Source organism: Solilutibacter silvestris, from assembly GCF_002895945.1.
Classification (GTDB): domain Bacteria; phylum Pseudomonadota; class Gammaproteobacteria; order Xanthomonadales; family Xanthomonadaceae; genus Solilutibacter; species Solilutibacter silvestris.
In genome coordinates, this window is the sequence record NZ_NPZB01000001.1 from 250,047 (window position 1) to 270,101 (window position 20,055).

General features: G+C 65.4%; 20 protein-coding genes. 8 read left to right on the top strand and 12 right to left on the bottom strand.

What is annotated here, in order from left to right:
- The 10 genes from Lysil_RS01150 to Lysil_RS01195 form a co-directional block, all read right to left on the bottom strand.
- Positions 1 to 1,554, bottom strand: a complete 1,554-nt coding sequence (locus Lysil_RS01150; RefSeq protein ID WP_103073753.1) for a DUF1800 domain-containing protein — start codon at positions 1,552 to 1,554, stop codon at positions 1 to 3.
- A gap of 61 nt (positions 1,555 to 1,615) precedes the next feature.
- Complete coding sequence (locus tag Lysil_RS01155; protein WP_240600259.1) at positions 1,616 to 2,944, bottom strand: DUF58 domain-containing protein; 1,329 nt, start codon at positions 2,942 to 2,944, stop codon at positions 1,616 to 1,618.
- A 32-nt stretch (positions 2,945 to 2,976) separates the two neighbouring features.
- The gene (locus Lysil_RS01160) at positions 2,977 to 3,996 is read right to left on the bottom strand and encodes an AAA family ATPase (protein WP_103073754.1); all 1,020 of its coding nucleotides are present in this window, start codon (positions 3,994 to 3,996) and stop codon (positions 2,977 to 2,979) included.
- A complete protein-coding gene (locus Lysil_RS01165; protein ID WP_129588327.1) occupies positions 3,993 to 5,132 on the bottom strand; it encodes a DUF4350 domain-containing protein in 1,140 nt (379 codons plus the stop codon). Before Lysil_RS01165 ends, Lysil_RS01160 begins: the two co-directional genes overlap by 4 nt.
- Positions 5,129 to 6,730 (bottom strand): DUF4129 domain-containing protein, encoded by a 1,602-nt coding sequence (locus tag Lysil_RS01170; RefSeq protein ID WP_129588328.1) that lies wholly within the window; start codon positions 6,728 to 6,730, stop codon positions 5,129 to 5,131. The genes Lysil_RS01165 and Lysil_RS01170 overlap by 4 nt, the downstream gene beginning before the upstream one ends.
- Positions 6,720 to 7,721, bottom strand: coding sequence for a stage II sporulation protein M (locus Lysil_RS01175; protein WP_103074908.1), 1,002 nt, complete (start codon positions 7,719 to 7,721; stop codon positions 6,720 to 6,722). The genes Lysil_RS01170 and Lysil_RS01175 overlap by 11 nt, the downstream gene beginning before the upstream one ends.
- 26 nt (positions 7,722 to 7,747) lie before the next feature.
- Positions 7,748 to 8,437 carry an RDD family protein gene (locus tag Lysil_RS01180; RefSeq protein ID WP_103073757.1) on the bottom strand — a complete coding sequence of 230 codons (690 nt, stop codon included), beginning with the start codon at positions 8,435 to 8,437 and terminating at the stop codon, positions 7,748 to 7,750.
- Positions 8,438 to 8,486: 49 nt separating this feature from the next.
- Positions 8,487 to 9,041 carry a gamma carbonic anhydrase family protein gene (locus Lysil_RS01185; protein ID WP_103073758.1) on the bottom strand — a complete coding sequence of 185 codons (555 nt, stop codon included), beginning with the start codon at positions 9,039 to 9,041 and terminating at the stop codon, positions 8,487 to 8,489.
- Complete coding sequence (gene ltaE / locus Lysil_RS01190) at positions 9,038 to 10,057, bottom strand: low-specificity L-threonine aldolase (RefSeq protein ID WP_103073759.1); 1,020 nt, start codon at positions 10,055 to 10,057, stop codon at positions 9,038 to 9,040. Before ltaE ends, Lysil_RS01185 begins: the two co-directional genes overlap by 4 nt.
- Positions 10,058 to 10,077: 20 nt before the next feature.
- Positions 10,078 to 10,815, bottom strand: coding sequence for a DNA-formamidopyrimidine glycosylase family protein (locus tag Lysil_RS01195; protein WP_103073760.1), 738 nt, complete (start codon positions 10,813 to 10,815; stop codon positions 10,078 to 10,080).
- A gap of 288 nt (positions 10,816 to 11,103) precedes the next feature.
- On the opposite strand from Lysil_RS01195, the gene xth reads away from it, so the two are divergent.
- Entirely contained in the window at positions 11,104 to 11,877 is a 774-nt protein-coding gene (gene xth, locus Lysil_RS01200; protein ID WP_103073761.1) for an exodeoxyribonuclease III, read from the top strand.
- Positions 11,878 to 12,076: 199 nt separating this feature from the next.
- On the opposite strand, the gene Lysil_RS01205 is transcribed toward xth, so the two are convergent.
- A complete protein-coding gene (locus tag Lysil_RS01205) occupies positions 12,077 to 12,352 on the bottom strand; it encodes a GlsB/YeaQ/YmgE family stress response membrane protein (protein ID WP_103073762.1) in 276 nt (91 codons plus the stop codon).
- 106 nt (positions 12,353 to 12,458) lie between these two features.
- Entirely contained in the window at positions 12,459 to 13,844 is a 1,386-nt protein-coding gene (locus Lysil_RS01210; protein ID WP_103073763.1) for an AMP-binding protein, read from the bottom strand.
- Positions 13,845 to 13,867: 23 nt separating this feature from the next.
- Here Lysil_RS01210 and Lysil_RS01215 point away from each other — a divergent pair, with 23 nt between their 5' ends.
- From Lysil_RS01215 to Lysil_RS01245, 7 genes are all read left to right on the top strand, one after another.
- Positions 13,868 to 14,437, top strand: coding sequence for a 4'-phosphopantetheinyl transferase family protein (locus Lysil_RS01215; RefSeq protein ID WP_103073764.1), 570 nt, complete (start codon positions 13,868 to 13,870; stop codon positions 14,435 to 14,437).
- A 7-nt stretch (positions 14,438 to 14,444) separates the two neighbouring features.
- Positions 14,445 to 15,083 carry a 16S rRNA (guanine(527)-N(7))-methyltransferase RsmG gene (rsmG, locus tag Lysil_RS01220; RefSeq protein ID WP_103073765.1) on the top strand — a complete coding sequence of 213 codons (639 nt, stop codon included), beginning with the start codon at positions 14,445 to 14,447 and terminating at the stop codon, positions 15,081 to 15,083.
- A 75-nt stretch (positions 15,084 to 15,158) separates the two neighbouring features.
- A complete protein-coding gene (locus Lysil_RS01225; RefSeq protein WP_103073766.1) occupies positions 15,159 to 15,956 on the top strand; it encodes a ParA family protein in 798 nt (265 codons plus the stop codon).
- Positions 15,953 to 16,864, top strand: a complete 912-nt coding sequence (locus Lysil_RS01230; protein ID WP_103073767.1) for a ParB/RepB/Spo0J family partition protein — start codon at positions 15,953 to 15,955, stop codon at positions 16,862 to 16,864. The genes Lysil_RS01225 and Lysil_RS01230 overlap by 4 nt, the downstream gene beginning before the upstream one ends.
- Positions 16,861 to 17,586, top strand: a complete 726-nt coding sequence (locus Lysil_RS01235; RefSeq protein WP_103073768.1) for a glycosyltransferase family 2 protein — start codon at positions 16,861 to 16,863, stop codon at positions 17,584 to 17,586. The genes Lysil_RS01230 and Lysil_RS01235 overlap by 4 nt, the downstream gene beginning before the upstream one ends.
- Before the next feature lie 68 nt (positions 17,587 to 17,654).
- On the top strand, positions 17,655 to 17,978 hold the full coding sequence (locus Lysil_RS01240) for a lipid-A-disaccharide synthase N-terminal domain-containing protein (protein ID WP_103074909.1): 324 nt from the start codon (positions 17,655 to 17,657) through the stop codon (positions 17,976 to 17,978).
- A gap of 269 nt (positions 17,979 to 18,247) precedes the next feature.
- Positions 18,248 to 20,041, top strand: a complete 1,794-nt coding sequence (locus tag Lysil_RS01245; RefSeq protein ID WP_103073769.1) for a DUF885 domain-containing protein — start codon at positions 18,248 to 18,250, stop codon at positions 20,039 to 20,041.
- The last annotated feature ends 14 nt before the right edge of the window (positions 20,042 to 20,055 follow it).

A 20,055-nucleotide genomic window follows, 5' to 3' on the forward strand; every position in this document is an offset into this window, starting at 1 on the left:
CTATCGGTTCATGAAATCGGGGGAGGCGAGGAAATAGGTGTTCCATTCCTGCGGCGACCGCGCCTGCGTCAACGCATCGCGGGTGGGCGCGCTCAACGCCGGCTGCCACGCCTGGTAATACAGCGCATTCTGCAGCTGGGGAAATGCCGGCGCGTCGGTGGCATTGGGCTGGTCGAGCTTGAACAGTCCGGCGCTGCCGCTGCCGATCGCCTTGGCGATCTCGAAGCGGGTGTTCATCTGCCCGGAACTGACCCACGCCGCCTGCCCCAGCGGATATCCGTCAGGCGTCTGCCGTCCGTACAGAGGCTCGCCCATGCGGCCCAGCCAACCCAGCATCGGTCCGGCGTTGAGGATCGGCTTGTCTTCGTAGGCCAGGCGTACTGCGGACACGACGTAGTGGATCGGATCCTTGAAGTCGCGTCCCAGCGAGGCATGGAATTCGTCGGAACGGAACAACTGCTTGAGCACGACGGCGATCTGACCGTCACTATGCAGATAGGCCTGCGCCAAGCGTTCCACCAATGCATCGGAAACGCCATCGCCGATGAAGTAGATCGCAAGCTTGCGCGAGATGAAGTGTGCCGTCGCGGGCTGGCGCGCCAACCGGTCCAGGACTTCGTCGGTTTCGGCCAGGCCCGAGGAACGGATCGGCGCGCCCAGCACCACCTTCGGCCCGTAGTCATGGCGGCCCGGGTTGAACTCGAACAGACCCGCGCGGCGGTACTGCGCCTGCAACGCCGGCTTGATCTTCGGCATCGCGTCGCCCTGGTTCACGCCGAGGCCGGTCAGCACCCGCGCCACTTCCTGCACATCCTTCTGGCTGTAGCCACCGTTCACGCCCAGGGTGTGCAGCTCCATCAACTCGCGGGCGTAGTTTTCATTGATGTGGCCAGCGGCGTTCTGGTCGTTGTCGAGATCACGCAGCATCGCCGGATGGTGCGCCACTGCGCCCAGCAAATCGCGGAAGCGCCCAAGTGCATGTGCGCGCACCGCATCCTCGTAATCGGCCAGCATCGGCCTGATATTGGCCTTGTACGAAAACACGGAGAAATGGTTCATCCAGAACCAGGTCATCTGTTCCTGCAACTGCTTGGGTGAATACAGGTCGCGTAGCAGGGAGCGGGTCGCGGCCTCGCGCATGGGTGCGTTCAGCGCCTTCTGGTAGGCGTCCTGCAAGGCTTTTTTCTGTTGTTCGTCGTGGATCGGGTCCATCGCCTTGCGCTGCGCTTCGAGCTGGCGCACCAGTTGCGGCATCGGCGTGCGGCTGATCTGCATGGCATCGATCTGGGCCTGGATCGCCGGCGGCAACGGCGCAGCGGGATCGGGGCGCAACTGCTCGTCGAGATAGCGGTCGACCCCGACCGTCGATACCCGCTGCAGGGTCCGGCTGTCGATGCCCCAGCTGATGCGGTTTCCCAGCTGCAGGCGCTGGACCGGTGTCTCGGCAGCCTGTGCGATGCCGGCAACCAGCATGCCGAGGGCGGCCACGGGCACCATGTGCGAGCGCGAGGGGAAAGCCATCGGTTTCTCTACGGTGGCAAGGACAAACCCCATTAAGCCGCACCGATGATTACCGCAACCTTTCCACCATCCTTACGGCGCAGTCATGTTGTGGTTACAGCAAGCCTTCGCGCTTCACCCGCAGATAACGTTCCACCAGCGCACCGGGCAATTCCTCGCAGGTGACGTCGAGCACGGTGATGCGTTGCCGGCGCAGGGCATCGTGCACGGCGGCGCGTTGTTGCAGGTAGCGCGCGGCGGCACCGGCGCGCAAGGCATCTTCCAGTTCATGCACGTCGGAATTCGCCGCCGTATCCAATGCGTGTTCGCGCAGGCTGGCGACGATCACCAGATGGCGCGATTGCAGCATGCGGATCGCGGCGAGCATGTCGTCGCTGTCCTCGTCGCGCAGGTTGGTGACCCAGATCAGCAGGCCACGGCGACGCTGTCGGCGCGACAGTTCGGTGGCGGCGGCGAGGAAGTCGGTGGCGACCGGTTGCGGTTGCAGGTCGTAGGTTTGCGCGAGCAGCGTATCGATCGCGCCCATGCCACGCTGCGGCGCCACCCAGCGGCGTTCGCCCCCACTGGCGAACAGGCCGACGGCATCGCCTTGGCGCAGTGCGAGATAGGACACCACCAGCGCGGCATCGAGGGTGCGATCGAAGTGCGACAGTTCGCCATCGCGCGCGAGCATGCGACGGCCGGTATCAACGCAGAGGATCACCTGCTGGTTCTTCTCGTCCTGGTACTCGCGCGAAATCAATTTTCCCACGCGCGAACTCGCCTTCCAGTCGATCTGGCGCAGGCTGTCGCCTTCGCGGTATTCGCGCATCTGGTGGAAATCGGTGCCTTCGCCACGGCGGCGCTTGATGTGCACCCCAACCATTCGCGACGCCTGCTCCGCGCTCAACAGCGCGAGATGGGTGAGCGGCGCGAAATTGGGGAAGATGCGCAGCGTGCGCGATTCGCCGGCCAGTCGCGATTGCCGCCACAATCGCAACGGCGAATGCAGCACCAGTTGCACACGCCCGAAGCTGGCGTTGCCGCGTTCCGATGGCCGCAAGCGATAGTCGAAACGGATGATGCGATCGCGCGGCAAGGTCATTCGACGTGGCAGGCCCTTGGCGAACCACGCGCCGGGATGGAGATCGTGCACATCCACGCGCACCCGGCGCGGCGCGCGCAATTCCAGCGACACCTCGCGTTCCACACCCAGCGGCAGGATCTCCGGCAACTCCCGGCGTGCCGCCGGTGTCGGCAACAGCCGCAGCAGCAACAGGTCGAGCAACGCGACCGCTGCGATGCCGGCGCCGGCGAACCACCACCACGCCTGCGGCACCAGCCACAGGCTCGCGGCAAGACCGAACAACGCCCACGCCGCGATGATTATCACCAGCCACGGCGACGGTCGCGGCCAGTCACGCGCGGGCTGCGGATCGCCGATGGTGACGGCTTCGTCGCTGGCGACGACCACACTCACTGCCGCGGCGCCTCCACCCGTGCCAGCAGCGCGTGCAGCACTGCATCGACATCCTGTCCTTCGATCTGCAATTCCGGCGCCAGCGCGATGCGATGGCGCAACGCCGGCTTGGCGACTTCGCGGATGTCGTCGGGGGTGACGAAATCACGGCCCGACAACACCGCCTGTGCACGCGCCGCCCGCACCAGTGCAAGACTGCCGCGCGGCCCGGCGCCGAGCGCGATGCCCGGCCATTTGCGCGTGGCCGCAACGATGCGCACGGCGTAATCGATCACCGCGTCATCGAGCTGCACCAGCGCCGTACCGAGTTGCAGGCCGACGATCTGTTCCGGTGAACTGACGCGTTGCACCTGCGCAAGATCGAAATCCGAGGCGACGCGACCATTGCTGATCTCCGCGACCATGCGCTTCTCGTCGGCCAGCGACGGATAGTCGATCAGGATCTTGACGAGGAAACGATCGAGCTGTGCTTCCGGCAACGGATAAGTGCCCTCCTGTTCCACCGGATTCTGCGTCGCCAGCGTCATGAACGGCGGCGCCAGCGGATAGCTGCGGCCTTCGATGGTGACCTGACGTTCCTGCATCACTTCCAGCAACGCCGATTGCGTCTTCGCCGGCGCGCGATTCACTTCGTCGGCCAACAACAGGTGGGTGAACACCGGGCCGCGACGGATCATGAAGCTCGTGGTCTTGGGATCGTAGAAGGCGTGGCCGCTGACATCGCTGGGCATCAGGTCGGGCGTGAACTGCACGCGGGCGAAGTTGCAGCCGAGCGCCTGTGACAACGCACGCACCAGCAGCGTCTTGCCGAGGCCAGGCACGCCTTCGATCAAGGCATGGCCACCGGCGATCAGCGTCAGCAGGATCTGGTCGAGCACCTGCGGCTGGCCGATGAAGGCTTTCGATACCTGTTCGCGGATGGCGGCGACCTGCGCGACCAATGCCTCGCCGGTGATGGGGGCGATCGCGGCCGGCGTGGCGTTGGCCGGGATCTGCGGAGGAGAGGTGTCGGTCATAAGCGTTTTCCCAGGTCGATGAGGAGGGCGATGCGTTCGCGCAGGGCGTGGGCGTCGCCGATGGAGGGGGATTGCAAAGCGCGCTGGACCATGGCGGCAGGCACGCCGGTCGCGGTGGCGATCATCTCCGCCTGCAGCGCATCCGCCTGCGTGGCGGCGACGGGATCGCGTCGGCGCAATTTCGCGATGAAACGCGTGCGCACCGCCTGGTACAACAGATCGCCGCGACGGAAGCGCCACAGCAATTCGCCGGAGGCCGTGACGTGTTCGATCAACGAACGCCGTTGTCGCACATGGCCCGGCAGCAGCGGACCGACGCGCTGCGTGCGCCACCACAGCCATGCCAGCAGCGCCAGCAATGCCGGCGCCCATGCCATCCAGCCCTTGCGCCAGATCACCAGCCACAGCGACGGCAATCCGGGCTCGTAAATGAGATGGAATGTGCCGCGGCCATCATTGGGTGCGAGCAGCTGTGCAGCAAGCCACGCATTGACTGGCGATTCGATGGAATTGCGCTGGACCAGCCACAGCGACGACAGCACGTCCACCGATCCCTTGCCATGGGCGATGCGCGCGACCACCCAGCCACCGTCGGGAGCGCGCAGCCCGAAAACCGGATTACCCTGCGACAGGTTGAAACGCTGGCTGCCGCAAAACAGTTCTTCCGGCTTCGTGGCGCCCGGCGCGCTGAAGCGCAGGCAGTCGTCGCCGCGATCACGTTTGAGGCGCTGCACGCCGAGGATTTCGGTCAGCGTCGGCTGGCCGCTGTTGCGATTGAGGTCGGCGTCGCCCTGCGGCAGCGCCACCACCAGATGACCGCCGCCTTCCACCCAGTCGAGCAGGTCGTAGGTTTCGTCGGCCTGCAAACCGAGCGTGTCCTGCAACATCACCACGGTGTCGCGTTCGCCGAGCGGCGTCAATTCCATTTGCAAACGTCGCCGCGACTGCACCGTGTGCCCGCTCGCGCGCAAGGCTTTCTGCAAGGGATAGAGACGATTCCACGCCGCCTCGCCGCGCACCGGCAGATCGACCCAATCGCTGACGCGATGCATGCTGTGGAACCACCACGCCACCAGTGCCGCCATCAGCGCGATGCCGGCGACCACCAAGGCGATGTTGCGGCCGCGCGCGTTCATCGCGACCACCCGAAACTGTGCGCCAACCCCGACAGCAATCCGTCGAATTCGGCATCATCAGGCAAACGATGCGCGTAGGCGGCGTACTGCCACATGCGCACCAACGTGCGGAATTGCGTGCGCTCCTCGTCACCAGGCAACTGCGTCGATGCGCGCAGGCATTCGGCTTCGGTGGCGCCGGGCACCAGCAGCACCTGCGTGCGCGCGACCATCGATTCGACGCCGGCGCGATAGAGCAACGCCAACGCCTGCCGGCGATCACCACTCGCCCACAACCTGCGTACCGCAGTTGGGATATCGTCGGGCAAGGCTTCCGGCGGCGCGATGTCGACGATGGCGATGTCGCTGGCGCGGCGACGCGCTGATCCACCACGCCATTGCGGCAATGTGCGCACCAGCCACCACGCCAGCAGCCCGACAATCGCGGCGACTACCGCCCACGCGATCACCTGCCCGACGGTGCCGAGCCCGCGCGCGAACATGCCCAGCCACGACGGCAGGCTCCATTTGCTCGCCGTTTGCGGCGTCGGTTTGCGGATCGGCTCCCAGCGCGTGATCTGCTCGCGCGGATGCAGCTCCGGATCGTCCTTCAGTTTCACCATGGCATCGCGCAACGACTGTTGCTGCGGCTGCAGCGGTCCAATCGCCGCCTCCAATGACTGCGCCGGCACGAGTTTCTGCTGGCCGGCATTGGCCTGCCCGTGGATGGCATTCTGCGGATTCGCGGCCTGTCCATGGACCGTGTTGTTTTGCCGGTTCGCCTGTGTGTTCCCCTGCGCGTGCAACAGGCGTGGCGCGAATGCGATGCATGCGACCACCATGGCCGCGCCGGCCAACCGCTGCAGGCGCGCACGCATCCGTCGCAATGCGATCTCGACGTCCCACGCTTCCAACTCGGTGCGACGATTCAGATACAGGCCGAATCCGGCACCGATGTAGAACGGTTCGACCAGTGTCGTCGCCAGCCACGCCAGCGCGTTGTAGGCCAGCGCCATGCCCGGCGTGAAGCCGCCCTGCATGGTCTGCATCGCGCCGGCCCAGGTCTGCGGCAGCAATTCCGGCGGAATGAACATCATCACGAACAAGACCGGCGCCAGCATCAACGCCACTTCGAAGTTCATGCACACCAGCGTCAACGCCGCGGCATGGCCGCTGGCGCGCGCACCGATCACCCGTCGCCGCTCGCTGCGCTGCTTGGCATCGCCGCCTTCCAGCAGATCGACGGGGAGATAGAGCGAACGCGCCGGACTCAATCGACGCCAGAGGAGATGATCGAGCATCGGCCGCGGCAGGCCCCAGCGCCGTTGCGCGCGCAAGGTCTCGCGCGCGCCGGGCACATCGCCGAACACCGCGCGCGACAACACGTGCAGCACGATGCGATCGAACAGCGGCTTCAACCACCACATCGCGAACAGCGCCCACCAGGCGTGATCGAAGATCCAGCCCAGCACGTTCACCACTGCGAACACCGGCAACGTCAACGCCAACCACGGTTTCCACACCGCGCCGGCGTTGCGACGGACCAGCGCGCTGCCAAGCTCCATCGCTTCCCACGGCGAACGCGGGCGCAACACCACGGCGGTGCGTTCAATCTGCACGCGTCGCACTCCTGCGTCCGCCCAGCAGCAACCACGCCAGCACCAGCGTCCACAACATCGCGCCGACCGCGAATTTCACCGACGACGGAATCGCGCCGTTCGACGACCAGAACGCTTCGATCAACGCCGCCACGATCAGCATCGCGAAGAAGCCCATGCTCAGCCGCGCGCCATCAAGGCCAGCCGCGATCAGCGCATCGATGCGCCGTCGCCGTCCCGGCGCGACCAGGGCCATGCCGATGCGCAATCCGGCGCCACCGGCAATCACGATCGCGCTCAATTCCGGCGCGGAATGGCCGACCACGAATGGCCAGAACGTCGATCCCGAGCCGATTTGTTGCAAATGCCCGGCCACCGTTCCGCCCATCACGCCATTCAAGACCAGCGCGAACACCGTACCGATCGCCAGGAAGATGCCACTGGCGAAGGTGCGGAAGCCGATGCTGACGTTGTTCATGACGTAGTAGCCGAACATCCCGACATTGGTGCTGGCCGCGCGCATCTCGTAATGGCCGTGGTCGGCCGGGTTGTACATGCGCTCGACGTTGGCGACCTGCGCCGGATCCATCAGCGTGTAGACCATGTCCGGCCGCTCAACCGACAGCACGAACGTCACCACCAGCGGCACCACGAACAGCAGCAGCGATGCCAGCATGTAGCCGCGATGCGCGCGTACCAGTCGCGGGAATTGGTTGAGGACGAAATCGACGACGGGACGGAAACGCGCGGCCGGCGCGCGATACAACACGTTGTGGCCGCGCTGCATCAGGTCCTGCAGGCGATGGGTCACCGACGGGCTGTAACCGCGACGTCGCGCCAACGCCAGATGCTGGCAGATGCGGCAATAACGCAATGGCACGTCCTCATCGCGCAAGCCCGTCCACGGACGCCCCGACCAGCGCGTCTGCGGCAATTCGCCGCGCGCCTGCAACCAGTCCTCGAACTCGCGCCACTCGTCCTGGTAGCGTTCGACGAAGCGTTCCTGGCGCAGCGTGCCACCACCGTTCACCGCACTCATCAGCGCCCCAGCAACCAGTTGGCGATGCCTGCGAGTCGCACCACGCCCATCGGCCCGCGCTCGCCGGTGAGTGGCTGCGCGATATCGGCGAGTTCCTGCTGGCGTTCGGCGCTCAGCAACGGCAGGCGTTCGGCGAAGGCGATGACCGCTTCCTGCTCACCCGGCTGCATCGGCCACAGCGGCGTGGCGATGCCCTGCACGGTGAGCGCCGCGATCGCATGGGTGGGTTCAACGTGAATCACCAGCGTCGATGCGGCGAGATCGCCAAGTCGCCGGCTCCACGGATCGATCAGGCACGACAGCAATCCGAAGGCGTAGAACAGCGGCAGTCCATCTGCAACACGCAGCAGGTTGCGGGTGATCGACGCCATCCACGCCACCGGCGCGCCATCGGCCGCGACCACTTTCAATCCCATCACCCGCTTGCCCGGCGTCTGTCCATGCCACAGCACTTCGAACAGGATCGGGTAGGCCCAGGTGAACACGAACAGCAACACCAGCCACACGCCGGAACCGGTCGCGCCCAGCACGCCGAACAACACCATCGCCAGCAGCACGCAACCGAGGCGGATCGCCGCATCCAGCAACCACGCCAGCGCGCGCGGCACCGGCCCTGCCGCCGGCAAGCGCAACGCCACCCCTTCGGGCGTATGGATTTCCCGCACGGTATCGAGCATCGTCTGTCCCATCCCCGGACCAGTGTGCCGCAATGTCATCGCGCCTGCATGACTCCGGCGATCAGCGCTCGCGCGGCACGCCGGTCAGGTATTCATCCTTCAACTTGACGTAGTGGCTGGCGGAATAGAACAGCGCGTCGATCTCGGCATCGGACAACTTGCGCACGAACTTCGCCGGCGCACCCAGCCACATCTCGCCCTCGCCCATCACCTTGCCCGGCGGCAGCAACGCGCCCGCGCCGAGAAAGCCATGTTGCTGGATCACGGCGCCGTCAAGCACGCACGAACCCATGCCGACCAGGCAGGCGTCCGCGATTTTGCAGGCATGGATGATCGCCTTGTGGCCGATGGTGACGTCGCTGCCGATCACCGTGGCGAACCCGCCGAGCTTGGCATGCGGACCGTCATGGCTGACGTGGATCACCGTGCCGTCCTGGACATTGGTGCGGTCGCCGATGCGGATGAAATTGACATCGCCGCGAATCACCACGAACGGCCACACGCCGACATCATCGCCCAGCACCACGTCGCCGATCACGCGCGCGGATTCATCGATGTAGACGCGCTCGCCGAGTTTCGGCATCTGGTCGAGATACGGGCGGATGTTCGTGCTCATGCAGCGGCTCCAAAAGTGCGCAAGGTTTCGATGGTGCGATCGATGCCGGCGTCGGCGATATCACGATGGATGACCATGCGGATGCTCGGCGTGTAACCGATCGACATGCGGATGCCGGCGTCGGCGATCGCCTGCTTCAAGGCAGCGAGACGAGGCGCGGGCACGTCGATGAAGACCATGTTGGTGTGTTGCGCGTTCACGGTGAGTCCGGGCAAGTCGCCCAAGCTGTCGGCGAGCAGTTTGGCGCGGGCATGATCGTCCGCCAATTGTTCGACATGATGATCGAGCGCATGCATTCCCGCCGCGGCAAGGATGCCGGCCTGACGCAGGCCGCCGCCCACCACCTTGCGCCAGCGCCGCGCGGCTTCGATCAGCGCGCGCGAACCGAGCAGCACCGATCCCGCGGGCGCGCCCAGTCCTTTTGATAGACACACCGACACGCTGTCGAATGGTTCCACCAGTTTTCGTGCGGGCAAACCGGAGGCAATCGCGGCGTTGAACAGGCGCGCACCATCGAGATGCAGCGCAAGCCCGTGGCGATCGCACAGCGCGCGCATCGCCGCCGGATAGTCGGGCGCCAGCGTCCGTCCCATCCAGGTGTTCTCGAGGCAGACGAGCCGCGTCCGCGCGAAATGCGGATCGACCGGCTTGATCGCCTGTTCCACCGACTCCAGCGGCAGGCTGCCGTCCGCAGCCTGCGGGATCGGCTGCGGCTGGACCGATCCCAGCACCGCTGCGCCGCCGCCCTCGTACTTGTAGGTATGCGCGTCCATCCCGACGATGTATTCATCGCCGCGCTGGCAATGCGCCATCATCCCGACCAGATTGGCCTGCGTGCCGGTGGCGCACCACAGTCCGGCCTCGAACCCGAGATCGGCCGCCAGCCGTTCCTGCAACGCATTCACGGTCGGGTCTTCGCCATAGACGTCATCACCGACAATGGCGCGGGCCATTGCCTCGCGCATGGCGGGCGTGGGTTGGGTCACGGTGTCGCTACGCAGATCGATGTTGTCCATGGCGACATGATGCCATCGCGTCACTTGTACAGCCGCTGGCAGGTCGCGCACCAGAAGGCGCGACGCTGGCGTTTTCCCAGGTGCTTGCGGTAGGACAGGCGGGTGCCGTCGCGCGGGCAGATCGTCTTGGCGTGCACCTGCCAGTGCTGGCGCAACACGAAGTCGCGCTTCCACGCCAGGAAATCGAAGCTGTAGACGCGCGCCTGCTCGACCATTTCCGCAAGCTTGCGCGACGGCAGCGCACCGACCCGGCTTTCCGGATGGACGCGAATGCGATGCAGCACCTCGTTCTTGATGATGTTGCCGACACCGGAAAACACGTCCTGATCGAGCAAAGCATCGGCCACCAGCGCGTCGGGATGGCGACGCAACTTCGCGCGCGCTGCCTTGGCGTCCCAGCGCGGATCCATCACGTCGACGCTCCAGTCGTAGTGCGCCTCGACGTCGCCATCGACGATCCGCACCGAACAGGCATAAAACGCCAGTGTTTCGCCGCGACTGAATTGCAGGCGCAGCCGCGGCGCGCGCTCCGTCGCCTCATCGATCCGCCAGCTGCCGAACAGGCCGAAATGGATGCGCACCCAGAACGGGCCGAAATCGAGCAGGAAATGCTTGCCCCAGCTGCGCACCTGCTTCAGCACGCGATGTTGCAGCCGCGCGATCGGCTGCTTGCTGTTCCCTGCCACGTCCAGCACGCGGCGCCCGACGAATCGCTGCGCGGCCTCTCGCAACAGCACGATGGAGGGACCTTCCGGCATGCCCCATTGTCGCCATTCCCCGTGAGGCGAACGTCGACGCCGAATATGCGAACGTATCCGACAGCAGCCTGGGAGCAGTCCCCTTGGCGGACACGGCCCTTCTTCATCGTCGATGTCATCAACCATTTCGGGTTTGAAGGCGGCGCTGCACCTGCTGCGATACACCTGCGAAACGGAGACGCGACCGAGTCGCGGCCAGCCCGGCATTTTTCCCCACACACGGCCGCTGACGTACCATGGCCGCGCCGCGCATTCCGGACGCGGCTGCACGCCTGTCCAGGATCCCGCATGAAAATCGCCAGCTGGAATGTCAATTCGCTCAACGTGCGGCTGCCACATTTGCAACGTTGGTTGCAGGAGTTCAAGCCCGACGTGGTCGGCCTGCAGGAAACCAAGCTGGAGGACGCGCGCTTCCCGCACGAAGCGCTGACCACCGATGGCTACAGCAGCGTGTTCTGCGGCCAGAAAACCTATAACGGCGTCGCCCTGCTCGCCCAGGGCCATGACATCACCGATGTGCAACGCGGCATTCCCGGCTTCGATGATCCGCAACAGCGCGCGATCGCCGCCACCATCAATGGCGTGCGCATCATCGATCTCTACGTCGTCAACGGCGAGGCGGTCGGCAGCGAGAAGTTCGACTACAAGATGCGCTGGCTGACCGCCGTGCAGGCGTGGCTGAAGGATGAACTGTCGCGCCATCCGAAACTGGTGGTGATGGGCGACTTCAATATCGCGCCGGCCGATATCGACGTCCACGATCCCAAGCGCTGGAAGGACAAGGTGCTGTGCTCCGTTCCGGAACGCGAGGCGTTGTCGTCACTGGCAGCATTGGGATTGCACGACAGCCTGCGCCTGCTCCATCCCGACGTGGAAAAACAGTTCAGTTGGTGGGATTACCGGCTCGCCGCATTCCAGCGCGGCTGGGGCATGCGCATCGACCTGTTGCTGGTGTCGGATGCCCTGAAGGACAAGGTGGTCGCGGCCGGCATCGATGTCGAGCCGCGCAGCTGGGAGCGGCCGAGCGATCACACGCCGGCGTGGGTGGAGTTCGCGCTGTAATCGCACGCGCTGGCTGGCGCGCGTGACTTCAGCGTAGCGACGAAACGCTAATCTGCCGGCAGCACCTGCGCGGTGTGTCCCTATGGCCGACCATTCCGCAGATGGATGCTGCGGCTGAGCTACATGACGTATTCACGGTCGCGGTCATAGGGACACCCAAGCGGGCGCGAGGAAGCTGATGACTCAGTGGCAGCAACACTCAGCGCGCACGACCACGCGTGACCAGATTGACAATCGCCGACAGCACCACTGCGCCGATCAGCGACCACAGCAGGCTGCTCATGTCGAATTGGCCACTTGCGGCATTGCCGCCATGTCCGGTGATCATCCCGCCCAGCCAACCGCCGAGCAACGAACCGACCACACCGACGATGATGTTCATGAATATGCCTTGCTGGGCATCGCGACGCATGATGATGCTCGCGAGCCAACCGATGATGCCGCCGATCACGAGATAGATGATCCAACCAAGCATGATCCGTCCTCCAGATTGGGAAAGTGTGCGACGCGAGTTCGCGTGCACGCCAAGTGTTGGCAATGGATCGTGATGAATGCGTAGAGTGATGCTGAATGCGCTGGATTCAGCGCGATGAACGCGCCTTCAAAGCACGTTCGATGATCGCGTCGATCTCCGCGCGCGGCAACTTTCCGGTTTCGTTGCGCGGCAGGGCATCGACGCGGAAGATGCGTCGCGGCAGGAACACCGGGTCGCTGGAACGTCGCAGCGCCGCGAGGATGTCCTCATCGCCAAGATCCGTATCCGCCACCACGATCGCGAACAGCCGGCGCACGCCCTGGGCATCTGCCGCGACCTGCACCATCACGCCATCGCGTATGCCCGGCACCTGCTGCAAGCGTCGGGTGAGATCGGCCAGCGACGCGCGCTTTCCGGCGATTTCCAGCACATCCGCACTGCGCCCGCGCAAGGCAAAGCGGCGACCATCGGCAGCGAGCTCGACCAGATCGGCCAGCAGCACCGGCTGCGGCAACGACTCGCGCAGGACCAGCGTGCCTTCGGCTTGCGGGCGCAATTCCACGCCGGGCAGCAAAGTCCATTCATTGTCGCGCGCTGTCCGGCGCGCGGCGATCACGCAGGTTTCGGTGGAACCGAACATCTCGCGCACTTCGCAGCGGTAACGCGTCTCGGCGGCGGCGGCGATCTCCTGCGGCAACGGAGCGGTCGCGGTGACAACCACCTTCAGTTCCGGCAATTCCACGCCCGATTCCACCAGCGCGCGCAGATGCAGTGGCGTCGTCACCAGCAGGCGCGGCGCCGGCACCTGCGCCAGCGCGGCGGCAATGTCCTGCGGAAAGAACGGACGCCCCGCGTGCACCGCGGCCGGTCCGACCAGTGGCAACAGCACCGACAATTCCATGCCGTACATGTGCTGCGGTGGCACCGTCGCCACGACGCTGAACTGTTCGCCTGGCGCGAGCAAACCATCAAGCGCGGCGACGTTCTGTGCGGTACTGATGCGGAAGCCGGCGAAGGTCTTCGGATAGGCCATCGGCGCGCCGGTGCTGCCCGAGGTGAATCCGATCACCAGCACCGTATCGGGGTTGATCAACGGATCATCACCATCGATCCCTTGCGCTGCGGGATCGACGTGCACATCGACGTCGCCATGCGTTCCATCCGGCATGGCATCGCCCATCCGATAACTGCCGGGATGGCGCGATTGCACTTCCGCCACCACGTCGTCCGCGCGCGATGGCGGCAACAGCGTGACCTGGCCACGACTCGCTGCCGCGCACAGGCCGATGATGAAGGCGTCGCGGCGTTCGCACAGGTTGATGACGTGCGTCGCCTGCGGCAACCGTGCCGCCACCGCGCGCACCCGCGCCAGGAATTCTCCGCGCGACAGCGGCACGCCATCGGGCGCGAACAGCAGCGGCCGATCGCGCGATCCATCGATCAGCGGGCGCAATTCGGCCCTCGCCAGCGGTTGTCCAGCTTCGTTCCCCATGCCGCTTACTTTACGCTGCACGCATGACTGCCGCCTTGCCCGAGACCGCATGGATGCCGCGCGATGCCGCCCGCAGCGCCGAATCACAGGTGCGCGAATGGCTGGCCGCGCGCACCGGCATCGCCGCGACGGAACTGCCGCTGCAGCGCGACACGCAGGATCGCCCGCGCCTGGGCGGCGCGTTGGACGGCCACGACATCAGCTGGAGCCATAGCGGCGACGGCCTGCTGCTGGCGTTCGGCACTGGCGTGACATTGGGCGTGGACATGGAATGGCCTCACGGGAAGCGCAAGGTGGCGGAGATCGCGCGCCGCTATTTCACCCCGGATGAGCAGGCATGGCTGGCCGTGCAGTCCGATGCCGCCGCACGCGACCACGCCTTCCACCGCCTGTGGTGCGCCAAGGAAGCAGTGCTGAAAGCGCATGGGCATGGATTGAGCTTCGGGCTCGATCGCCTGCAGTTCGCTGAAATTGATGGCGCATTGCGGCTCGATCACGCCGATCACGCGCTGGGCGAGGCGGCATCGTGGCGCTTGCATGAGTGGAGCCCGGCGCCGGGCTATCTCGCCGCGCTGGCGTGGCGACCGCGATAATGTCGCGATGACCGTATCCCCCGACATCGCCGCCCTGCGCCCGACGCTGGAACACGGACTGGCCGAACTGGCGCTCGATCCGGCGCTGTCCCAGCCCCTGCTCGACTACCTCGCCTTGCTCGCGCGCTGGAACCGCGCCTACAACCTCACCGCCGTGCGCGATCCTGCCGAGATGGTCACTCGTCATCTGCTCGACTCGCTGGCCATGCATCCGTACCTGCAAGCCGGCGCGCTGGCCGACCTCGGCACCGGCCCCGGGCTGCCCGGCATCCCGCTGGCGCTCGCCCGCCCCGACGTCCAGGTCACGCTGGTCGAGAGCAATGGCAAGAAGGCGCGCTTCCTGCGCGAGGCCGTGCGCAGCCTCGGCATCGCCAACGCCCGCGTGCTGGAAAGCCGCGCGGAACAGGTGGATGAAGCGGGCGCCTATCGCCAGATCACCGCGCGCGCACTGGCCACGCTGGCCGGCATCCTCGACGTCGGCGGCCACCTGCTCGCGCCCGATGGCGTGCTGCTGGCGATGAAATCCGGCACCACCGACGAGGAGAGCCGCGAGCTGCCGCCCGGCTGGGCGATCCGCGACGTCCATCCGCTGCGCGTCCCCGGCCTCGAAGCCCGCCGCGAACTGGTGGTCGTGGCCCGGACCTGAGGCCCGCCGGACGCTTTTGCCCGGCATCGGCATAATGTCCGATCCAGCCGCAGCAGCGGCCCCAAGCAGCAGACGATGGCCCGCATCATTGCAGTCGCCAACCAGAAAGGCGGAGTCGGCAAGACCACGACCGCCGTCAACCTTGCCGCGGCGCTCGCGCAGATGCCGCAACGGGTGCTGCTGGTCGATCTCGACGCCCAGGGCAATGCGACCATGGGCAGCGGCATCGACAAGCGCACGGTCGAGGCGTCGAGTTGCGACGTGCTGCTGGAGGAAGTGCTGGCCGAAGACGCCATCATCAAGAGCGAGGAAGGCTACGACCTGATCCCCGGCAATACCGATCTCACCGCGGCCGAACTCGAATTGATGGACGAGCAGTACCGCGAGCAACGACTCAAGCGCGCGCTCGACGGCCTGCGTGATCGCTACGACTACATCATCATCGATTGCCCACCGGCGCTGTCGCTGCTCACCCTCAACGCGCTCACCGCCGCCGATGGCGTGCTGGTGCCGATGCAATGCGAGTACTACGCGCTGGAAGGCCTGAGTTCGCTGATCGAAACCATCAACGCGCTCAAGGCCAAGCTCAATCCCGCGCTGCAGATCGAAGGCATCGTGCGCACCATGTACGACGTCCGCAACAACCTCGGCAACGCCGTCTCGGCCGATCTGGTCGAACACTTCGGCGACGCCATCCTCAATACCGTGGTGCCGCGCAACGTCCGTCTCGCCGAGGCGCCCAGCCACGGCCAGAGCATCCTCCGCTACGACCGCGCCTCGCGCGGTGGCATCGCCTATCTCGGCCTGGCCGGCGAAATCGTCCGTCGCGACCACGCCCGCAAGACCAAAGCAAAAACAAAGGACACCGCATGACTGCTGCCAAGGCCCCGGCCAAGAAGCGCGGACTCGGCCGCGGACTCACCGCGCTGCTCGGCAATCACGACGCAGCCGTCGCCAAGGTCGACGTCGAACAGCCACAACCGGGCGATCGCCTCGAACGACTGCCGGTGTCGCAACTGCAAGCCGGCAAGTACCAGCCGCGCCAGCAGATGCGCGAGGACGCGCTGGACGAACTGGCCAACTCGATCCGCGCACAAGGCGTGATCCAGCCGATCGTCGTCCGCGCCATTGGCAAGGACAAATACGAAATCGTCGCCGGCGAACGCCGCTGGCGCGCCTCGCAGCGCGCCGGTATTGATGACATCCCGGTGGTGATCCGCGAACTCGACGATCGCGCCGCGATCGCGATGGCGTTGATCGAGAACATCCAGCGCGAAGACCTCAATCCGCTGGAAGAAGCGCAAGCGCTGCAACGCCTGATCGACGAATTCGACCTCACCCACGCCCTGGCAGCGGAAGCGGTCGGCCGTTCGCGCGCCAGCGTCTCCAACCTGCTGCGCCTGCTCGACCTGCCGCCGGCGATCCGCGCGTTGCTGGAATCGCGGCAACTGGAAATGGGCCACGCCCGCGCATTGCTGACACTGTCGTCGGAACTTGCCTCGCGCCTGGCCTCGGAAGCCGCGCAACACGGCTGGTCGGTGCGCGAAGTCGAAGCGCGCGCGCAGCAGTACGCCGCCGGCAAGGTGCCGAGCGACACCGCCGCGCGTGCGGCGAAATCGTCCATCGCCAATCCCGACGTCGCCACGCTGGAACGCGAACTGTCCGATTCGTTGGGCAGCCGCGTCACGGTGAAACAGGGGCCAAAGGGTCGCGGCAAACTGGTGATCGATTACGGCAGCCTCGACGCGCTCGACGGTATCCTGGAGCGACTGCGCAAATGAGCGAACAACCGCAACTCTCGGTGGTCGTGCCGGTCTACAACGAGCAGGACAATGTCGAACCGCTGATCCGCGAAATCCTCGCCGCGTTGCGCGGCAAACTGCCGTTCGAGATCGTCTATGTCGACGATCAATCGAAGGACGGCACGTTGTCCGTGCTGCAACGGCTGAAGACGGAAGTGCCGGAGCTGCGCGTGGTCCGCCATCTCAGCAATTCCGGGCAGAGCACCGCGGTGCGCAATGGCGTCAAGGCCGCGCGCGCACCGTGGATCGCCACGCTCGACGGCGATGCCCAGAACGATCCCGCCGACATTCCCAACCTGTTGGCCGAACGTGACAAGGCCGATGGCGACACGAAAATGTTTGCCGGGTGGCGCGTGAAGCGACAGGATTCCGGCAGCAAGCGCTGGGCATCGAAGTGGGCGAACGTACTGCGATCACGCATGCTGCGCGATTCCACTCCGGACACCGGCTGCGGCATCAAGTTGTTCGAGCGCGACGCCTTCCTCGACCTGCCCTATTTCGACCACATGCACCGCTACCTGCCGGCACTGATGCAGCGTGCGGGCTGGAAGACGATCAGCGTGCCGGTGAATCATCGTCATCGCGCCAGCGGTTCGTCCAAGTACACCAACTTCGGTCGTGCGATGGTCGGCGTGCGCGATCTGCGCGGCGTGTCGTGGCTGATCGACCGCAGCCGCCGTACCCGCACCGAGGAGCTGTGATGTCGATGCTGTTGCTGCAGGCGGCGCAGGCCGTTGCCGATACCGTGCATGCCGCACCGAAGGGCGTGATGGATACGCCGATCACATGGCTGGCCTGGACCGGAGTGCATGCAAGCCCGTGGAAGTTGGTCGGCTGGCTCGGCGCACTGATGTTCAGTGGCCGCTGGTTCGTGCAGTTGATCGCGTCGAAGCGCTACGGCAAGCCGGTGGTGCCGCGTGCGTTCTGGTACATGAGCATCGTCGGCAGCCTGATGACGCTCAGCTACTTCGTCTTCGGCAAGAACGATTCCGTGGGCATCCTGCAAAATCTGTTTCCGGCGTTCACGGCGCTGTACAGCCTGTATCTCGACATCCAGCATCGCGGCTGGAAGCGCGACCGCGCAACGCACTGATTCTTCTCGCACGTGCTGGCTGATGTGGCCGGGGATTCTCGCACGCGCTGGCTGGCGTGTGTGACCAGCTCCAATGCGCGGGACGCCATGAATACGTCCATGTAGGCTCGACTCGGCATCCTGCCTCGTATGCCGCGCATCGGACTGGCGCAAAGCCGGGCGCGATAAAGCCGATCCTCTCTATCTACGCTCGGGATGGCAGCACCCAGCCAGCGCGTGCCAGCCGTTCATTACGCTACTCTCGGCGGATTCGGACCCGGCGATCTCCAATGTCACTCAAGCCCCTGCTGCTCGCAGCCTGCCTCGCCACCCTGCCGCTGCATGCACAGACCGCGACTGCCACGACGACCACCGCAACCACGTCGACCGATGCGCGCTTCAAGGCGATCTGGCAACGCGAAGGCGAATGGCGCAAGCATCAGGATGGCGGCGAGCTGGACGAGGATAGCGCCAGCGACACCTTGTCCGCGCATCTGCCCGACGTCTCGCCGCAGGCACAGGCGCGCCGATTGGCGTATTGGGACGACGTACTGAAACAGTTGGCGGCGATCGATCCGCAGCAACTATCGCCGCCGCAACGCATCAACTACCTCGTCTACAAACCGCAGATCGAGCACTACGCTGCGGAAGAACGTTTCCGCGATTACGAGATGCCATTCAACGCCGACAGCCAGTTCTGGTCGGGGCTCGGCTTCCTCACCCGGATGCCGATGCACAACGCGCAGGACGTGCGCAGCTACATCGCGTTGCTGCGTGATGTGCCGCACTACTTCGACCAGCAGATCGACAACATGCGCACCGGACTCGCACGCGGCTTCAGTGTGCCGCGTGCCACCCTCGACGGCCGTGACCAGTCGATCGCGATGGTGGCCGACCTCAAGAATCCGGAACAATCGACCTTCTACGATCCGCTGAAGAAACTCCCGTCCACCATTCCTGCCGCCGAACAGGCGCAGTTGCGCGCCGATGCAAAAGCCGCGATCGGCGATGCGGTGATCCCCGCGTTCGGCAAACTGCTGGTGTTCTTCCGCAGCGAATACCTGCCGAAGGCGCGCACCACGCTGGCGGCGGAAGCGATGCCCGATGGCCAAGCCTGGTATCGCGAACAGATCCGCAAATACACCACGCTCGATCTTTCGCCCGACGAGATCCATGCCATCGGCCTGAAAGAAGTGGCCGCGACCCGCGCCGAGATGGACGGCATCATCCAGCAGGTCGGCTTCAAGGCGCCGCCCGGGCAGGACACCTACAAGGCCTTCCTGAAGTTCCTGCGCAGCGATCCGCAGTTCTACGCCAAGACGCCACAGGAATTGTTGAACGACGCGGCGTGGATTTCCAAGCGCGTCGATGGCGAAGTCGGCAAGATCATCGGCACCTTGCCGCGCGGACGTTTCACCATCGTGCCGGTACCGGCCGACATCGCACCGTTCTGGACCGCCGGCCGCGGCGGCGCGAGCACCTACTGGCTCAATACCTATGATCTGCCGTCGCGTCCGCTCTACAACCTGCCGGCGCTGACCTTGCACGAATCCTCACCCGGGCATTCGCTGCAGGGTTCGCTGGTGCGTGAAATGGGAGAAGTGCCGGAGTTCCGCAAGGAATACATCTCGGCCTACGGCGAAGGCTGGGGCCTGTATTCGGAATGGTTGGGCAAGGAGATGGGCATCTACCAGACGCCCTATGAAGACTTCGGGCGGCTGACCTATGCGATGTGGCGCGCCTGCCGCCTGGTGATCGATACCGGCGTGCATCACAAGGGCTGGACGCGCGACCAGGCGCTCGCCTACCTGCGCGACAACACCGCGCTGTCGGAACACGAGATCACCACCGAGGTCGATCGCTACATCTCGTGGCCCGGGCAGGCGCTCAGCTACAAACTCGGCGAACTGACGATCCGGCGCCTGCGCAGCGAAGCCGAAGCGGCGCTCGGCCCGAAGTTCGATGTCCGCAAGTTCCACGACGTGGTGCTGGCGCAAGGTTCGGTACCGATGCCGGTACTGGAATCGCAGGTGCGGGCATGGATCGCGGAGATGCAGGCGCGGCCAGCGGGAAAGAAAGGCTGACAGACATCGGGTCG

What these genes read in the sequence shown, in the direction of transcription:
- Lysil_RS01150 (WP_103073753.1), bottom strand. Translation starts at nt 1,554, where the DNA reads ATGGGGTTTGTCCTTGCCACCGTAGAGAAACCGATGGCTTTCCCCTCG.
- Lysil_RS01160 (WP_103073754.1), bottom strand. Translation starts at nt 3,996, where the DNA reads ATGACCGACACCTCTCCTCCGCAGATCCCGGCCAACGCCACGCCGGCC.
- Lysil_RS01165 (WP_129588327.1), bottom strand. Translation starts at nt 5,132, where the DNA reads ATGAACGCGCGCGGCCGCAACATCGCCTTGGTGGTCGCCGGCATCGCG.
- Lysil_RS01180 (WP_103073757.1), bottom strand. Translation starts at nt 8,437, where the DNA reads ATGGGACAGACGATGCTCGATACCGTGCGGGAAATCCATACGCCCGAA.
- Lysil_RS01185 (WP_103073758.1), bottom strand. Translation starts at nt 9,041, where the DNA reads ATGAGCACGAACATCCGCCCGTATCTCGACCAGATGCCGAAACTCGGC.
- ltaE (WP_103073759.1), bottom strand. Translation starts at nt 10,057, where the DNA reads ATGGACAACATCGATCTGCGTAGCGACACCGTGACCCAACCCACGCCC.
- Lysil_RS01195 (WP_103073760.1), bottom strand. Translation starts at nt 10,815, where the DNA reads ATGCCGGAAGGTCCCTCCATCGTGCTGTTGCGAGAGGCCGCGCAGCGA.
- xth (WP_103073761.1), top strand. Translation starts at nt 11,104, where the DNA reads ATGAAAATCGCCAGCTGGAATGTCAATTCGCTCAACGTGCGGCTGCCA.
- Lysil_RS01205 (WP_103073762.1), bottom strand. Translation starts at nt 12,352, where the DNA reads ATGCTTGGTTGGATCATCTATCTCGTGATCGGCGGCATCATCGGTTGG.
- Lysil_RS01210 (WP_103073763.1), bottom strand. Translation starts at nt 13,844, where the DNA reads ATGGGGAACGAAGCTGGACAACCGCTGGCGAGGGCCGAATTGCGCCCG.
- Lysil_RS01215 (WP_103073764.1), top strand. Translation starts at nt 13,868, where the DNA reads ATGACTGCCGCCTTGCCCGAGACCGCATGGATGCCGCGCGATGCCGCC.
- rsmG (WP_103073765.1), top strand. Translation starts at nt 14,445, where the DNA reads ATGACCGTATCCCCCGACATCGCCGCCCTGCGCCCGACGCTGGAACAC.
- Lysil_RS01225 (WP_103073766.1), top strand. Translation starts at nt 15,159, where the DNA reads ATGGCCCGCATCATTGCAGTCGCCAACCAGAAAGGCGGAGTCGGCAAG.
- Lysil_RS01230 (WP_103073767.1), top strand. Translation starts at nt 15,953, where the DNA reads ATGACTGCTGCCAAGGCCCCGGCCAAGAAGCGCGGACTCGGCCGCGGA.
- Lysil_RS01235 (WP_103073768.1), top strand. Translation starts at nt 16,861, where the DNA reads ATGAGCGAACAACCGCAACTCTCGGTGGTCGTGCCGGTCTACAACGAG.
- Lysil_RS01240 (WP_103074909.1), top strand. Translation starts at nt 17,655, where the DNA reads ATGGATACGCCGATCACATGGCTGGCCTGGACCGGAGTGCATGCAAGC.
- Lysil_RS01245 (WP_103073769.1), top strand. Translation starts at nt 18,248, where the DNA reads ATGTCACTCAAGCCCCTGCTGCTCGCAGCCTGCCTCGCCACCCTGCCG.